Source organism: Pseudomonas petrae (genome assembly GCF_021728295.1).
Taxonomy (GTDB): domain Bacteria; phylum Pseudomonadota; class Gammaproteobacteria; order Pseudomonadales; family Pseudomonadaceae; genus Aquipseudomonas; species Aquipseudomonas petrae.
This window is the reverse complement of the sequence record NZ_JAKJXE010000006.1, coordinates 359,175-373,975: the sequence shown is the minus strand read 5'-3', so window position 1 is coordinate 373,975 and position 14,801 is coordinate 359,175. Positions and strand designations below refer to the sequence as shown.

At 61.6% G+C, this 14,801-nt stretch carries 14 protein-coding genes; 6 read left to right on the top strand and 8 right to left on the bottom strand.

What is annotated here, in order from left to right; all coding sequences use genetic code 11:
* Positions 1–388: 388 nt before the first annotated feature.
* On the bottom strand, positions 389–1,687 hold the full coding sequence (gene argA, locus L4G42_RS13240; protein ID WP_237250004.1) for an amino-acid N-acetyltransferase: 1,299 nt from the start codon (positions 1,685–1,687) through the stop codon (positions 389–391).
* A 149-nt stretch (positions 1,688–1,836) separates the two neighbouring features.
* Complete coding sequence (gene argE, locus L4G42_RS13235) at positions 1,837–2,985, bottom strand: acetylornithine deacetylase (RefSeq protein ID WP_237250005.1); 1,149 nt, start codon at positions 2,983–2,985, stop codon at positions 1,837–1,839.
* Between the two features lie 166 nt (positions 2,986–3,151).
* Between argE and L4G42_RS13230 the strand changes: the two genes are divergently transcribed.
* Positions 3,152–4,519 carry a CYTH domain-containing protein gene (locus L4G42_RS13230; protein ID WP_237250006.1) on the top strand — a complete coding sequence of 456 codons (1,368 nt, stop codon included), beginning with the start codon at positions 3,152–3,154 and terminating at the stop codon, positions 4,517–4,519.
* A 154-nt stretch (positions 4,520–4,673) separates the two neighbouring features.
* Here L4G42_RS13230 and L4G42_RS13225 read toward each other — a convergent pair whose 3' ends face one another.
* Entirely contained in the window at positions 4,674–5,144 is a 471-nt protein-coding gene (locus L4G42_RS13225) for an Lrp/AsnC family transcriptional regulator (protein ID WP_237250007.1), read from the bottom strand.
* 147 nt (positions 5,145–5,291) lie between these two features.
* Between L4G42_RS13225 and L4G42_RS13220 the strand changes: the two genes are divergently transcribed.
* The gene (locus L4G42_RS13220; protein WP_237250008.1) at positions 5,292–5,639 is read left to right on the top strand and encodes a hypothetical protein; all 348 of its coding nucleotides are present in this window, start codon (positions 5,292–5,294) and stop codon (positions 5,637–5,639) included.
* Positions 5,640–5,751: 112 nt separating this feature from the next.
* A complete protein-coding gene (gene tfpB, locus L4G42_RS13215; protein WP_237250009.1) occupies positions 5,752–7,536 on the top strand; it encodes a type IV pilus assembly ATPase TfpB in 1,785 nt (594 codons plus the stop codon).
* On the opposite strand, the gene L4G42_RS13210 is transcribed toward tfpB, so the two are convergent.
* Both L4G42_RS13210 and L4G42_RS13205 read right to left on the bottom strand, forming a co-directional pair.
* On the bottom strand, positions 7,537–8,586 hold the full coding sequence (locus tag L4G42_RS13210) for an L-idonate 5-dehydrogenase (RefSeq protein WP_237250010.1): 1,050 nt from the start codon (positions 8,584–8,586) through the stop codon (positions 7,537–7,539). It lies immediately after the preceding gene.
* 14 nt (positions 8,587–8,600) lie between these two features.
* Positions 8,601–9,371 carry a glucose 1-dehydrogenase gene (locus tag L4G42_RS13205; RefSeq protein ID WP_237250011.1) on the bottom strand — a complete coding sequence of 257 codons (771 nt, stop codon included), beginning with the start codon at positions 9,369–9,371 and terminating at the stop codon, positions 8,601–8,603.
* Between the two features lie 145 nt (positions 9,372–9,516).
* Here L4G42_RS13205 and L4G42_RS13200 point away from each other — a divergent pair, with 145 nt between their 5' ends.
* From L4G42_RS13200 to L4G42_RS13190, 3 genes are all read left to right on the top strand, one after another.
* The gene (locus L4G42_RS13200) at positions 9,517–10,455 is read left to right on the top strand and encodes an SPFH domain-containing protein (protein ID WP_237250012.1); all 939 of its coding nucleotides are present in this window, start codon (positions 9,517–9,519) and stop codon (positions 10,453–10,455) included.
* Positions 10,456–10,458: 3 nt separating this feature from the next.
* Positions 10,459–10,905, top strand: a complete 447-nt coding sequence (locus L4G42_RS13195) for an NfeD family protein (RefSeq protein ID WP_237250013.1) — start codon at positions 10,459–10,461, stop codon at positions 10,903–10,905.
* Between the two features lie 78 nt (positions 10,906–10,983).
* Positions 10,984–11,301, top strand: coding sequence for a DUF2388 domain-containing protein (locus tag L4G42_RS13190; protein WP_065987516.1), 318 nt, complete (start codon positions 10,984–10,986; stop codon positions 11,299–11,301).
* A 97-nt stretch (positions 11,302–11,398) separates the two neighbouring features.
* Here L4G42_RS13190 and gcvH read toward each other — a convergent pair whose 3' ends face one another.
* From gcvH to L4G42_RS13175, 3 genes are all read right to left on the bottom strand, one after another.
* Positions 11,399–11,782 (bottom strand): glycine cleavage system protein GcvH, encoded by a 384-nt coding sequence (gene gcvH / locus L4G42_RS13185; protein WP_237250014.1) that lies wholly within the window; start codon positions 11,780–11,782, stop codon positions 11,399–11,401.
* 65 nt (positions 11,783–11,847) lie between these two features.
* The gene (gcvT, locus tag L4G42_RS13180; protein WP_237250015.1) at positions 11,848–12,930 is read right to left on the bottom strand and encodes a glycine cleavage system aminomethyltransferase GcvT; all 1,083 of its coding nucleotides are present in this window, start codon (positions 12,928–12,930) and stop codon (positions 11,848–11,850) included.
* 154 nt (positions 12,931–13,084) lie between these two features.
* Positions 13,085–14,701, bottom strand: coding sequence for an ABC transporter permease (locus L4G42_RS13175; protein ID WP_237250016.1), 1,617 nt, complete (start codon positions 14,699–14,701; stop codon positions 13,085–13,087).
* Positions 14,702–14,801: the final 100 nt, after the last annotated feature.

Genomic DNA, 14,801 nt, shown 5'->3' with positions numbered 1-14,801 from the left:
AAATGGGTCGTGTCATCAACTGACACGACCCGATCAACCCTGCGGGAGTGCCACGCCCCCCTGTAGGAGCGCGCCTGCCCGCGAAGGCGGAGTGTCAATCAACCGATCCGTCACAGCCAGAATGCGTTCGCGGGCAAGCGCGCTCCTACAGTGGATTTCGGTCGTTAAGCACCTGGGCAGCTGACCCACCGCCTTCGCAAGCAAGCTCACTCCAACAGGTTTAGCATCCAACGCCCATCTTCGGTGTGCAACAACGCAATGTAGGAGCGCGCTTGCCCGCGAAGGCAGAGTGTCAACAACAGATCCGTCACAGCCAGAATGCGTTCGCGGGCAAGCGCGCGCCTACAGGTGGTCGGGTCGATGCCGGTTTGAAATCCGGCATGACACCTTAGATCGCCTTCTCGAAAATCTTCGAATTACGCTGATAGTTGTACAGCGACGCACGCGCGCTCGGCAGACGATCAACGCTGCTGACCTCGAAACCACGCTCCTGGAACCAGTGCGCGGTGCGCGTGGTGAGGACAAAAAGGGTTTTCAGACCCAATGCCCGGGCACGCTCCTCGATGCGTTCGAGCAGCTCATCGCCGCGCCCGCCATGGCGGTACTCGGGGTTCACCGCCAGACACGCCAACTCACCCGCTTCGGAATCGGCAATCGGGTACAGCGCCGCGCAGGCGATGATCAAGCCTTCACGCTCGACCACGCTGAACTGCTCGATTTCCCGCTCCAGCACTTCTCGCGAACGACGCACGAGAATGCCCTGTTCTTCCAGCGGGGTGATGAGGTCGATGAGCCCCCCGACATCGCCAATCGACGCTTCGCGCACCAGTTCGAATTGCTCCTGGGCCACCAGTGTGCCGCCGCCGGCGCGGGTGAACAGCTCGGAGAGCAGCGCGCCGTCTTCGGCGTAGCTGACGATATGACTGCGCGCCACACCACCGCGACAGGCCTGAGCCGCCGCATCCAGCAGCTCCGCCTGGTAGTTACTGCCCAGGCGCTGAAGGTGCGCAGGGACCTGTTGTGGGCGCAGCTCACGGACCAATCGGCCCTGCTCGTCCAGCAAGCCTGACTCGGCGCCAAACAACAGCAGCTTTTCCGCACCCAGATCAATCGCCGCGCGCGTCGCAACGTCTTCGCAGGCCAGGTTGAAGACCTCGCCAGTGGGCGAATACCCCAGCGGTGACAGCAGCACGATGGAGCGTTCGTCGAGCAGCCGACTGATGCCCTTGCGGTCAATGCGGCGTACTTCGCCGGTGTGCTGGAAATCGACGCCTTCAAGGACGCCGATCGGGCGCGCCGTGACAAAGTTGCCGCCCGTCACACGTAGCCGCGAGCCCTGCATTGGCGAGGCGGCCATGTCCATCGACAAACGCGCTTCGATGGCAATTCGCAGGGCGCCGACGGCGTCGATCACGCATTCGAGCGTGGCGAAATCGGTCACGCGCATGTCGTGATGGAAATGCGGCGTCAGGCCACGCGCTTGCAGGCGGCTTTCGATCTGCGGGCGAGAGCCATAAACCAGTACGAGGCGCACGCCGAGGCTGTGCAGCAACACAAGGTCGTGGACGATGTTGCCGAAGTTGGGGTGCTCGACGCCATCGCCCGGAAGCATGACGACGAAGGTGCAATCCCGGTGGGCATTGATGTAGGGAGACGCGTGGCGGAGCCAATTGACATAATCGGGCATATCCGAAAGGAGCCTGTAGTGGATGGACGAAGGGTGGAAACACTCAAGACGGCATGAGCGTTATCGTCGGAACAGGCATAGCAACACGCGTATTCTCCTTTTCGGGTAATGCTCAGACAGGCCCTGACTCAAGCAGCACTTGGGCACACTCAAGGGGTAGCCAGGCAGTAATGTTCGATCAATTGACGTAACAGACGCACTGTAGGCTGCAAACGTGACATTTCAAGATACTCACCGGGCTGGTGCGCACAGGCAATATCCCCGGGCCCCATCACGATGGTTTCGCAACCAAGGCGCTGAAGATAAGGCGCTTCAGTGCCAAATGCCACTGCTTCGGCCGTGTGACCGGTCAGCCGCTCGGCGATTCGCACCAGTTCCGCATCGGCGCTTTCTTCAAACGGGGACACTTCCGAAAACAGCGGCGCGTAATCGATCTGCACCTGATGCAGTTCGGCGAGGGGTTGCAATTTCTGCCGAATCGCGGCGCGCAGCACTTCAGGGTCCATGCCCGGCAGCGGGCGCAGGTCGAACTCCAGCGAGCATTGCCCGCAAATCCGGTTCGGGTTGTCGCCGCCATGGATACATCCGAAATTCAGGGTCGGTTGCGGCACGCTGAACTGCGGATTGCGGTACTGCTCCTGCCATTGTCGGCGCAGGCCTTTCAGCTCGCCAATGGCGTCGTACATGGCTTCAAGTGCGCTACGCCCCAGGCTTGGGTCCGAGGAGTGACCGCTGCGGCCAAGAATCTCGATGCGCTCCATCATCACGCCCTTGTGCAGCCGGACCGGCTTGAGCCGGGTCGGCTCGCCAATAACCGCGGCGCGCCCCAGCACACCGCTCGCCGCAGCCAGCGCCTTGGCACCGGCCATCGAGCTTTCCTCATCGCAGGTGGCGAGAATGATCAGCGGCTGCTTGAACGGCTGATCGAGCAGGGGCTGCAGCGCTTCGATGGCCAGGGCGAAGAAGCCCTTCATGTCGCAGCTGCCCAGCCCTACCCAGTTGCCGTCAACTTCGGTCAGTTTCAGTGGATCGGTCTTCCACAACGCATCGTCGTAAGGAACCGTATCGCTGTGGCCCGCCAGTACCAGCCCGCCGGGGCCGGTGCCATACGTCGCCAGCAGATTGAACTTGCCGGGGCTCACGTGCTGGATGTCACAGGCAAAACCCAGGTCGCCCAGCCAGCCTGCCAGCAGATCAATGACGGCGCGATTGGACTGGTCGAGCGCAGGCTGCGTACAGCTCACAGAAGGCGCGGCGATCAGGGCGGCGAACTGGTCTTTCATGGACGGCAACGGCATAGGCGACTCCGGTGATGGGGTGCGACACGCAAGCCATCATAGGTCGATTGGCCCGCATGAATAAACTGTCACGGTTGATGTCCTGTACACTGCACGGCCCACGCAGCTGTGTCGATTCCGGCTGCGACCCCTGTTATCAGCGATAGAGCGTTTGGATTCTCCGGCCATGCAGAAAGAAACCGAAATCAAACTCCGCGTCAGCCGCGAAACCCTCATAGCCCTGCGCGAGCACCCGTTGCTGAAGAAGCGCAACAAGAGCGGCTGGGAGCGGTTGGAGCTGTTTAACCAGTACTTCGACACTCCCGAGCGCGAGCTGGCCCATGCCAAGGTTGCGCTACGCCTGCGCCGCGACGGCGACGCAATCATTCAGACCCTCAAGACCCGCGGCCAGAGCGTGGCGGGCCTGTCCGAGCGCAACGAATACAACTGGGACGTGCCAAAGGCCAAGCTGGACCTGAAGAAGCTCGACGGCGAATGCTGGCCCGAGCAACTGGCGGATCTGGACAAGAAAACCATCAAGCCGGTGTTCACCACTGATTTCGTCCGTGAGAAAGCGGAAATCGCCTGGGGCCGTGGCAAGTCCAAGGTGGTGATCGAGGCAGCGCTGGACCTGGGCAAGGTGGTCGCCGGCAAGCAGCAGGAAGAAATCTGCGAGCTGGAACTGGAATTGCGCGAAGGCGACCCTGCCGCGCTGCTGGAACTGGCCGCAGAGCTGGCCGAGAAACTGCCGCTGATGCCCTGCGATATCAGCAAGGCCGAACGTGGCTATCGCCTGTTCGACGCCAGCAGCTACTCGATCAAGCTGCCGACGCCCGAGCTGGATGGCGAACTCTCGGTAGACGACGCGTTCAGCGCAATCGCCTGGTTCCTGCTCGGCAGCAGCCAGCGTCTGGCCGAGCAATACCGTTTCAACGGTCACTGGAGCCTGTTGCAGGAATGGGTCGAAGTGCTCGCTGAACTGCGCGCTTTGGCCGGCAGCCTCGGTCAGGCCGCTCCGCGCGCAACGACCCATGACCTGCGTGCTGCGCTGGATGCCTTGCTGGAGGACTGGCGCACGCTGGTCCTCGCCGGCCAGGAAGATGGCGATGTACGCGCCGCCGCCCACGAGCAGTTCATCGAAGAGCTGCAAGACACCCGCTGGGGTCTGTTCTCGCTGACCACCTCGCGCTGGTTGATGGCGCGCAGCTGGACGGTGGAGCGTAACAACCGTGGCAACCGTCAGGGCCACGCGATGCTCAGCAGCTGGGTGCCGCGTTTCCTGGGCGATGAAGCCACCGCGCTGAACCTGCCGCGCTATCAGCAGCAGCCGGAAGACCTTGCCGAGCAGCTGCCACGCATCGAACGGATTCAGGTCTGGCTGCATTACGCCCGCCAGGCACTCGACCTGCCTGAGTTGGATCGCTTGTACGGCGAGCTGAACAAGCTCGAGCAACTGGCGCATCTGGACATCACCGACGAAATCCTCGATGCCCGCGTCCAGCAAACCATCACCGTGCTGCAAAGCCGGGCGTGGAAGACATTATTGAAGTTGTAAGACGCCGTCAGTAGGACCGGCTGACGCTGTTTCGTAGGACCGGCTTTAGCCGGGAATAGGTCAGTTGCAGCACCCGCAGTTTTGCGGCGTGCCTACCGACGCATTCCCGGCTGAAGCCGGTCCCACTAAATGCACGCAGCGCGGAATTGGCACCCTATCTGTTGATCGGCAAGCTCGTCGTCGATTTGATTTCCGACAGCGCCACTGTCGAATTCACTTCCTGAATCCCCGGCACCAGCGAGAGCTTTTCGAAGAAGAATCGCTCGTACGCTTCGATGTCGGGCGTAACGATGCGCAGCAAAAAGTCCACCGACCCCATCAGCACATAACACTCCAGCACTTCGGGAAAACCACGGATCGCCTCGGTGAATTCAGTGAAATTGGACCGACCGTGGGCGTTGAGTTTTACCTCCGCAAAGATCTGCGTATTCAGGCCAATCTTCTTGCGATCCAGCAGCGTCACTTGCCGCCGGATCACACCCTCCTCCTTGAGCCGCTGGATCCGCCGCCAGCAAGGCGACTGCGACAGGCCGACCTGCTCGGCGATCTGCGCGCTGGACAGCGACGCATCTTCCTGCAGCAGCGCCAGAATCTTGCGATCGTAGGCATCCAGCGCAATTTGCATAGTCAATTCCTGAAAGTAGGCTTCTGCACATAAACAAGTCTGGCACAGACTAATAAAGCGCGTCTTCGATCAGAAATTTCTTTTTCAGCGTGTAAAACTTTCTGCCATTCAACGTCATTGCAACGACGAGACTGTCAGGAGATCCACATGCCGCATTTCGAACCCGCCAGCCCTGCACCTCTTCGCCACGATGTCTGGTCCGTCGGCAACGCTCATTGCCTGTCGCGCTATCAAATCCTCGCCGAGGCAGAAGCTGACGTACTCTGCCGGCTGCTCAACCTGTTCGCGATGCAGTACCTGATTCCCCAACAGATCAGCGTGTTGCAGCAGGAAGGCATGCTGATGGTGAGCGTCGAGGTGGGCGGCATGACGTGGCACCGCGCTCGGGTGATTGGCGAAAAAATGCGCAACCTGGTCAGTGTTTGCTCGGTCGAACTTGAACCCATGGGCGATTTGCACGTCGTAACCGAGGCCGTCTCACTCGCCGCCAGTTGAGTGCTCCGAAAATATTGGCAACGCTTCGCTACCGGCAGGGCGCAACAACTGGCACGCTTGGGACTACTCTTGCTTATCACCGAAGTAAGCCGTCTCGTCCGAAGGAGCCCGCATGTCCGTCCTCGCCTCATCATCTCAGGACCGCTGGCTGGATCTGAACGAAGTATTGCGTGACCTCGTCGCGCAGGGATACCTCGATCAGGACAACGCCGAATATGCGCTCACGCTGCGCCGAGCCGCGCAGAACCTCCACGCCCACCCGCTCGAACTCATCGCCACCCAGCAGTTCGACAACCACAAACGGCCCGGCAAGAAACTCGACCTCGAAACCCTGACCGCCTGGCTGGCTGAGCAATCCGGCCAGCCGTACCTGCGCATCGACCCGCTGAAAATCAACGTGGCCGCCGTGACCCCGTTGATGTCCTACGCTTTCGCCCAGCGCCACAAGATTCTTGCAGTGGACGTCGATCGCGACGCGGTGACCATCGCCAGCGCGCAACCCTACGTGAATGCGTGGGAAGCCGACCTGACCCACGTGCTGAAGATGCCGATCAAGCGAGTCGTCGCCAATCCCGTCGACGTGCAGAAACTGGCCGTCGAGTTTTATCGGCTGGCGAAATCGGTCAGCGGCGCGAGTGCCAGCGATCAGAAAATCAGCAACATGGGCAATTTCGAACAGTTGCTCAAACTCGGCGCCAGCGATCAGGAGCCGGACGCCAACGACGCGCATATCGTCAATATCGTCGACTGGCTGTTCCAGTACGCCTACCAGCAGCGGGCGAGCGACATTCACATCGAGCCACGCCGTGAAGCCGGTACCGTCCGCTTCCGCATCGACGGCGTGCTGCACAACGTTTATCAATTCCCGCCACAGGTGGCGATGGCCGTCACCAGCCGCCTGAAAAGCCTTGGTCGGATGAATGTGGCCGAGAAGCGCAAGCCACAGGACGGCCGGGTTAAGACCAAGACGCCAGACGGCGGCGAAGTGGAGCTGCGGCTATCGACGCTGCCCACGGCCTTCGGCGAAAAGATGGTCATGCGGATTTTTGACCCGGAAGTGCTGCTCAAGGACTTCGACCAGCTCGGGTTCTCCGGCGATGACCTGCGTCGCTGGGAGGGCATGACCCGGCAGCCCAACGGCATCATTCTGGTGACCGGCCCGACCGGTTCCGGCAAGACCACCACGCTGTACACGACGCTGAAGATGCTCGCGACTTCGGAAGTGAACCTCTGCACCATCGAAGACCCGATCGAGATGGTTGAGCCTGCGTTCAATCAGATGCAGGTGCAGCACAATATCGACCTGACCTTTGCCAGCGGCGTGCGCGCGCTGATGCGACAAGACCCGGACATCATCATGATCGGCGAGATTCGCGACCTGGAAACCGCAGAAATGGCAATTCAGGCGGCGCTGACCGGTCACCTGGTGCTGTCGACGCTGCACACCAACGACGCGCCCAGCGCCATCAGCCGTCTGCTGGAGCTGGGTGTGCCGCATTACCTGCTCAAGGCGACGATCCTCGGCGTAATGGCCCAGCGCCTGGTGCGTACGCTCTGCCCGCATTGCAAGGCGCCGATCGAAATGGATGAGGTTGACTGGCAGACCCTGACGCGGCCGTGGCAGGCACCCGTTCCAAGCGGCGCGCACCGGGCGGTGGGTTGCGCGGAGTGCCGGGACACGGGTTATCGCGGGCGTGCGGGGGTGTACGAGATCATGCTGATGTCCGACGCCGTGAAGTCACTGATCACGGCGGACCTGGACCTGACGGCGTTGCGTCGCCAGGGCTTCAAGGACGGCATGCGCAGCCTGCGGTTGTCCGGCGCGCAAAAGGTCGCAGCGGGGCTGACAACGGTTGAAGAGGTGCTGCGTGTGACACCGCAGAGCGAGCAGCGTTAGTCACTGGTCCGGCACCCCGAAATCCAGCACGACTTTCATCGCCTGCTGCTTGTCGCCCGCCAGCTCGAACGCCTGGACCGCGTCTTGGAACGCGAGGGTGTGGGAGATCACCGGCGTCACGTCGATCACCTTGCGATTGAGCAAATCCACCGCCTGGGCGAATTCGGGGTGGAAGCGAAAGGTGCCGCGCAGGTCGATTTCCTTGCCCACCACCAGATTCAGCGGAATCGCCACATCGCCACCGAGCCCGACCGTCACCACAATCCCGCGCGGGCGTATGCAGGTCAGGCCATCGCGCAAGGCTTGCGCGCTGCCGGAGGCCTCGAACATCACGTCGAAATAACCCTTGTCGGCGGTATAGCGCGCCAGTGCTTCGGGCTCGTCGCGCAGATTGTGGGTCTCGCTGGCACCCATGCGGCGCGCGCACGCCAGCGCGCTGTCGCTCAGGTCTGCGCCGATAATCTGCAACGCACCCGCCGCGCGCAGGCTGCCGATCAGCAAATTGCCGATCGGGCCGCAGCCGGTCACCAGCACACGCTTGCCGAACACACCGCCGGCACGCTGGATCGCATGAAGCCCGACCGACAGGGGCTCGGCCAGTGCGCCTTCAGCCAGGCTAGTGGTCCGCGCCAGCACATGGGCCTGGCTCGATTCGATCACCAGATGCTCGCGGAATGCGCCCTGGATGTGCGGAAACGGCATCGCGCTGCCGTAAAAACGCATGTTCAGGCAATGGTTGGGCAGGCCTTCGTGACAGTATTTGCAGTCTCCGCACGGCCGTGACGGTGACACGGAAATCCGTTGCCCGACGCTGAACGCGCTCTGCGCGTCGCCGACTTCTTCGATGACCGCCGAGATTTCATGACCGAGGACCATCGGCTCTTTCAGCCGAACCGCACCGAAGCCGCCGTGCTGGTAGTAGTGAAGATCCGAGCCGCAGATACCGCCTCGAGCAACGCGTACGCGCAACTGGCCAGCAGTCAGCGGCAATGCTTCGTTGCCGGGCTCGACACGCAGGTCTTTCGCGGCATGGCAGACAATCGCTTGCATGGTCATTCTCCGGATTACAGCGATGCCGTGATGGCACCGTCGACGTAAAGGATGTGGCCGTTGACGAAGCTGGCCGCGTCGGAGGCCAGGAACACCGCCGCGCCCGCCAGCTCCGACACTTCGCCCCAACGACGGCTCGGCGTGCGCTGCACCAGCCAGTCGCTGAATTCGGTATTGGCCACCAGCGCAGCGTTCAGCTCGGTTTTGAAGTAGCCCGGCCCGATCCCGTTGACGTTGAGCCCGAACGGGCCCCAGTCAATCGCCATGCCTTTGGTCAGCATCTTCAGCGCGCCCTTGCTTGCCGTGTACGGCGCAATACCCGGGCGGCCCAGCTCGCTCTGCACCGAACAGATGTTGATGATGCGCCCGCGTCCACGCGGGATCATGCAGCGCGCGACGGCCTGGCCGACGAAGAAGGCGCTGTCCAGGTTGGTGCGCATCAGCTCGTGCCAGTCCGCCTCGGCGAACTCCGCCAGCGGCCCACGCCGTTGGATGCCTGCATTGTTGACCAGGATTTCCAGCGGCCCGACGCGCTCTTCGATTTCCTGAACCGCAGCGGCGACCGCCGCGCTGTCCGTCACATCAAAACGCTGGGTGTGGACCGCATGCCCCTCGGCCGCCAGGGCCTGGACGGCCGATTGCAGCGTCTCGGCACTGCGGCCGTTGAGCACGACCGTGGCGCCCGCTTCGGCCAGGCCCCGGGCAATGGCCAGACCAATACCTGCGCTGGAGCCGGTGATCAGCGCCACCCTGCCGTCGAGACGAAAACTTTCCAGAACAGCCATGACGCCCTCCTATTGTTTTTGCCGCTTAAATCTCAATGTGCTGCGCCAGCTATTCTTCCAGTGATACAAGAAAGGTTCGCGGCGCATAAGCCAGTCACCGTACTCTGCCTTATCAACTTCTCATCGTCATCAACAGGGATCCGTTATGCAAACCGGTAGTGTGGTTTTACTTTTCGTGGCGCTGGCCATCGCCATCGTGTTCATGGGCTTCAAGGTGGTGCCCCAGGGTTACCAGTGGACCGTCGAACGCTTCGGGCGCTACACCAACACGCTCAAGCCCGGACTGAACATCATCGTGCCGCTGGTCGACCGCATCGGGCACAAGCTGAACATGATGGAGACCGTGCTCGACATCCCGCCCCAGGAGGTCATCACGTCCGACAATGCCACGGTGCAGATCGACGCCGTGTGTTTCTATCAAGTGGTCAACTGCGCCCAGGCCGCCTATGAGGTCAACAACCTGCAACACGCTATCCGCAACCTGCTGCAGACCAATATCCGGACCGTGCTGGGTTCGATGGAGCTGGATGCGATGCTCAGCCAGCGTGACGGCATCAACGAGCGCCTGCTGCGCATCGTTGATGAGGCCACTGCCCCTTGGGGCATCAAGATCACCCGGATTGAAATCAAGGACATCAGCCCGCCCGCCGACCTCATGGCGGCGATGTCGGGCCAGATGAAGGCCGAGCGTATCAAGCGTGCGCAGATCCTTGAGGCCGAGGGCCTTCGCGCTTCAGCCATTCTCACTGCGGAGGGCAAGAAGCAGGCGCAGATTCTGGAAGCCGAGGGTGAGCGCCAGGCAGCCTTTCTGGAATCCGAAGCCCGGGAGCGTCAGGCCGAGGCTGAGGCACGCGCAACCCAGGTGGTTTCCGAAGCCATCGCGGCAGGTGACGTGCAGGCAATCAATTATTTCGTCGCGCAGAAATACATTGATGCGCTGGGGAAACTGGCGTCGGCCAATAACAGCAAGGTCATCCTCATGCCGCTGGAGGCCAGTCAGATGATCGGAGCCATTGGCGGTATCAGCGAGATCGTCAAGGCATCGTTCGACACGCCCAAGCCTGAAGCCGGCAAGCGAGTGTGAGCCATGTGGAATTATCTGCAAGATCTGTCGTTCTGGGACTGGCTGGGGCTCGGCGCTGTGCTGCTGATTCTGGAGGTGTTCGGCGCGGGCGGTTATCTGCTGTGGATCGGGGTCGCTGCGGCGGGCGTCGGCGTTCTCACTTACATTCTGCCGAGCTTGAGCTGGGAAGTGCAGTTCCTGCTTTTCGCCGTGCTGTCGGTCCTGACGGCGCTGTACTGGTGGCGGCGTCAGCGCAGTGTGCAGCGCAGGTCGGATCAGCCTGGCCTGAACATGCGCGGTTCGGAATTGATCGGGCACACGTTTGCCGTCCACGACGCCATTGTCAGCGGCCGCGGCAAAATCAAAGTCGGCGACGGCGTCTGGATGGTCACCGGCCCGGATACGCCGGCCGGCGACCAGGTCCGGGTGATTGCCCAGGACGGGACGATTTTGCAGGTCGAGGCTATATGAGGCCCTGCGCATGGGGAACTAGAACGGGAGATGGCGTATCAAATCGTTTCAGAACAAACCAACATCGGAGTACCCTTCATGCGTCTTAAACTTGCTGTAGCCACGTTAGCCTTGCTTTCCCTGCCGGTCGGTTCAGCGATGGCCGACGGTTTTCTGCGGGACGTGCTTTCGTCTGGTGCCACAACCGGTTCCACTTACCTCACCTTTCGTCACCACAAGCTGATCGTCGCTGCACAAGACGACGCTGGCAGCTTCGTGGCCAGCAACGGCGAAATCCGTGGCCCATACCTGGAAGCAGCCATGGACCAGGTGCGCAAGGACAACCCGGCCCTCAAGGCATCGGACATGGACTTGGCAAACGCCATCCTGGCGAAGAATCTGGTTGCCGAGCAATAAGTCGGACCTGTCGTGACGAGTTGGCAACATAAAGCCGATCTCGCTCCCAAAAAAAAGCCGCTCATCCGAGCGGCTTTTTTGTGTCTGACCGACCGGCTTATTCGCCGATCAGTGCCTTGTAGCCCGCTGCATCGAGCAGCTTGCCCAGGTCTGCGGCATTGGCAGGCTTGACCTTGAAGATCCACGAATCGTAAGGCGAGTTGTTCAATGCCTCTGGCTCCCCGGCCAGCGCCTCGTTGACTTCAACGACTTCACCCGCCACTGGCGAGTAGATGTCAGACGCAGCCTTCACTGACTCAACGACACCGGCCTGATCGCCTGCGGCGGAGAAAACTTTGCCCACCTCAGGCAGCTCGACGAACACGACGTCACCCAGCGCTTCCTGCGCATGATCGGAAATACCGACAACGATCAGATCACCCTCTTGCTTCGCCCACTCGTGGCTCTCGGCAAAACGCAGTTCGGCGGGAATAGTGCTCATGTTCTTATCCTCTCTACTTCATCAGGTCAGCGGAAAACCCGCCAGGGATGGCTTTCAAATCAGGGTTATATCAGGGCCTTGCCGTGACGCACGAATGCGGGTCGAACCACTCGAACCGGGTACCACTTGCCCCGGATTTCAACCTCGGCACGGTCAGCGGTGGCCATCGGCACTCGCGCCAGCGCGATCGACTTGCTTAGCGTAGGAGAGAAACTACCACTGGTGATCTCTCCTTCGCCAACTTCCGCTATTCGGACGACCTGATGAGCGCGCAAAACGCCCCGCTCTTCGAGGACCAGTCCTACAAGCCTTGAGGAGATGCCTCGCGCTCGCTCTGCTTCAAGCGCAGCGCGACCGATAAACTCGCGTTCTTCAGGCATCCACGCGACCGTCCAGGCCATGTTGGAGATCAGCGGCGAGACCTGCTCGTCGATTTCCTGACCGTACAGGTTCATGCCCGCTTCCAGGCGCAGCGTATCGCGTGCGCCCAGTCCGATTGGTGAAATGCCGGCACCGACCATGTCGTTGAAGAAACTGCAGGCTTCGGTGGCCGGCAGGATGATCTCCAGGCCGTCTTCACCCGTATAACCCGTGCGCGCGATGAACCAGTCGCCTTCTTGCTGGCCTTCGAAGGGTCTTAGGGTGTGGATAAGCGCGGTACGTTCCTGGTTGACCAGTTCGCCGATCTTCTGCCGGGCGTTCGGCCCCTGAATGGCGAGCATGGCCAGCTCCGAGCGGTGCTTGACGCGCACGTCGTAGCCGGCAAGGTTGGCGTTCATCCAAGCCAGGTCCTTGTCGCCGGTGGCTGCGTTGACCACCAGTCGATAACCTTCGTCGGTCTGGTAAACGATCATGTCGTCGACGATACCGCCGTGGGTGTCGAGCATCGCGCTGTAAAGCGCCTGCCCGGTCTGTTGCAATCTACCGACGTCGTTGGCCAGCAGATGCTGCAGCCAGGGCTTGGCCTGACTGCCGGATACGTCGAGCACATGCATGTGCGACACGTCGAAAATCCCGCAGTCCCGGCGCACCTGATGGTGCTCCTCGACCTGGGAGCCGTAGTGCAAGGGCATGTCCCAACCACCAAAATCGACCAGCTTCGCGCCGAGCGCGAGGTGCAGGTCAAAGAGGGGCGTACGCTGTCCCATGGGTTTCTCCTTCCGGGCGTGGCGAAGACGCAGTCACTGGCAATCCCGCAAATCCCCCGTGAATTGGGGTCTGAAACCTTTGCTAATTTGTGGAATTGTCTGACAGACCGAGTCGATTGCGGCGCATTGTAGCCGCAAGGTTGGGACCCCGCACCTAACCAATCGGCTTGGCCGAACGTCTGATCAAACCGATGACCGGAAGGAGCCCGACCAGCACCAACGTCAGCGCAGGCAAAGCCGCACGTGCCCACTCACCTTCGCTGGTCATTTCGAAGACGCGCACGGCCAGCGTGTCCCAGCCAAACGGGCGCATGAGCAGCGTGGCGGGCATTTCCTTGAGGACATCGACGAAGACCAGGAGCGCAGCGCTCAACGTACCCGGTATGAGCAGCGGCAGATAAATCCTGAAAAACAATTGTGGCCCGCTGACCCCCAGACTGCGCGCGGCTTCGGGCAGTGACGGGCGAATGCGCGACAGGCTGTTCTCGAGCGGCCCGTACGCAACCGCAATGAAGCGCACCAGATACGCGAGCACGAGCGCCCCCAGGCTGCCCAGCAGCAATGGCCTGCCAGCACCGCCCAGCCAGCTGGATAACGGCACGACCAGTTCCCGGTCCAGATAACTGAACGCCAACATGATCGACACCGCCAGCACAGAGCCGGGCAGCGCGTAGCCAATGTTGGCGACACTGACGCCCGAGCGAATGGCGCGGGTGGGGGCAAGGCGCCGGGCAAACACGAGGATCATCGCGACGCACACCGTGACCAGCGCAGCGAGGCCGCCCAGATAAAGCGTGTGCAGAATCAGCCCGGCGTAGCGCTCGTCGAGGTCGAAACGCCCGCGTTGCCAGACCCAGGCAATCAACTGCAACAGCGGCACGACAAACGCGCAGGCGAACACCAGTACACACCATGCGCTGGCGGCGGCGGCTTTCAGGCCATGCAGGTGATACAGCGCCTTCACCCTCGGGCGCTCGTTGCTCGGCCGGCTCGCCCCCCGCGCGCGATGCTCGCCGTACAGCAGGACCATGACGGCCAGCAGCAGCAGGCTCGCCAGTTGCGCCGCGCTCGACAGGCTAAAGAAGCCGTACCAGGTCTTGTAGATCGCGGTAGTGAAGGTGTCGAAATTGAACACCGACACCGCGCCGAAATCAGCCAGGGTTTCCATCAACGCCAACGCAACACCGGCACCGATTGCCGGCCTCGCCATGGGCAAAGCCACGCGCCAGAACGCTTGCCACGGCGACTGCCCCAAAATCCGGGCGGCCTCCATCAGGCCTTTGCCCTGCGCAAGAAATGCCGTGCGTGCCAATAGATACACGTAGGGATAAAACACCAGCACCAGCACGATAATCACACCGCCGGTAGAGCGCACCCGAGGCAGACGTAGACCCGAACCGAACCACTCGCGCAACAGCGTCTGCACCGGGCCGGCAAAGTCCAGCAAACCTACAAAGACGAACGCCAGCACATACGCCGGGATGGCAAACGGCAGCATCAGCGCCCAGTCCAGCCAGCGCCGTCCCGGAAACTCGCACAGCGCCGTCAGCCACGCGAGACTCACGCCCAGCAGCGTAACGCCAAGACCCACCCCGATCATCAGCGTGAAGGTGTTGCCCAGCAACCGTGGCATCTGGGTTTCCCAGAGGTGGGACCAGATCTGCTGATCGATGGTTTGCCAGGAGAATAGCAGCACGCTTAACGGCAGCAGCACCAGGGCGGCGATGGTGAAAACCAGGGGGTACCAGCGACGCTGGGGGGAGTGGGCCAAGGAGAATACTCATAGCGTTAGAGATCCCCTGTAGGAGCGCGCTTGCCCGCGATGACAGAGTGTCAGACACCTTTTATGTCACAGACATAGCCTTCGCGGG

What these genes read in the sequence shown, in the direction of transcription:
- argA (WP_237250004.1), bottom strand. Translation starts at nt 1,687, where the DNA reads ATGCCCGATTATGTCAATTGGCTCCGCCACGCGTCTCCCTACATCAAT.
- argE (WP_237250005.1), bottom strand. Translation starts at nt 2,985, where the DNA reads ATGCCGTTGCCGTCCATGAAAGACCAGTTCGCCGCCCTGATCGCCGCG.
- L4G42_RS13230 (WP_237250006.1), top strand. Translation starts at nt 3,152, where the DNA reads ATGCAGAAAGAAACCGAAATCAAACTCCGCGTCAGCCGCGAAACCCTC.
- L4G42_RS13225 (WP_237250007.1), bottom strand. Translation starts at nt 5,144, where the DNA reads ATGCAAATTGCGCTGGATGCCTACGATCGCAAGATTCTGGCGCTGCTG.
- L4G42_RS13220 (WP_237250008.1), top strand. Translation starts at nt 5,292, where the DNA reads ATGCCGCATTTCGAACCCGCCAGCCCTGCACCTCTTCGCCACGATGTC.
- tfpB (WP_237250009.1), top strand. Translation starts at nt 5,752, where the DNA reads ATGTCCGTCCTCGCCTCATCATCTCAGGACCGCTGGCTGGATCTGAAC.
- L4G42_RS13210 (WP_237250010.1), bottom strand. Translation starts at nt 8,586, where the DNA reads ATGCAAGCGATTGTCTGCCATGCCGCGAAAGACCTGCGTGTCGAGCCC.
- L4G42_RS13205 (WP_237250011.1), bottom strand. Translation starts at nt 9,371, where the DNA reads ATGGCTGTTCTGGAAAGTTTTCGTCTCGACGGCAGGGTGGCGCTGATC.
- L4G42_RS13200 (WP_237250012.1), top strand. Translation starts at nt 9,517, where the DNA reads ATGCAAACCGGTAGTGTGGTTTTACTTTTCGTGGCGCTGGCCATCGCC.
- L4G42_RS13195 (WP_237250013.1), top strand. Translation starts at nt 10,459, where the DNA reads ATGTGGAATTATCTGCAAGATCTGTCGTTCTGGGACTGGCTGGGGCTC.
- L4G42_RS13190 (WP_065987516.1), top strand. Translation starts at nt 10,984, where the DNA reads ATGCGTCTTAAACTTGCTGTAGCCACGTTAGCCTTGCTTTCCCTGCCG.
- gcvH (WP_237250014.1), bottom strand. Translation starts at nt 11,782, where the DNA reads ATGAGCACTATTCCCGCCGAACTGCGTTTTGCCGAGAGCCACGAGTGG.
- gcvT (WP_237250015.1), bottom strand. Translation starts at nt 12,930, where the DNA reads ATGGGACAGCGTACGCCCCTCTTTGACCTGCACCTCGCGCTCGGCGCG.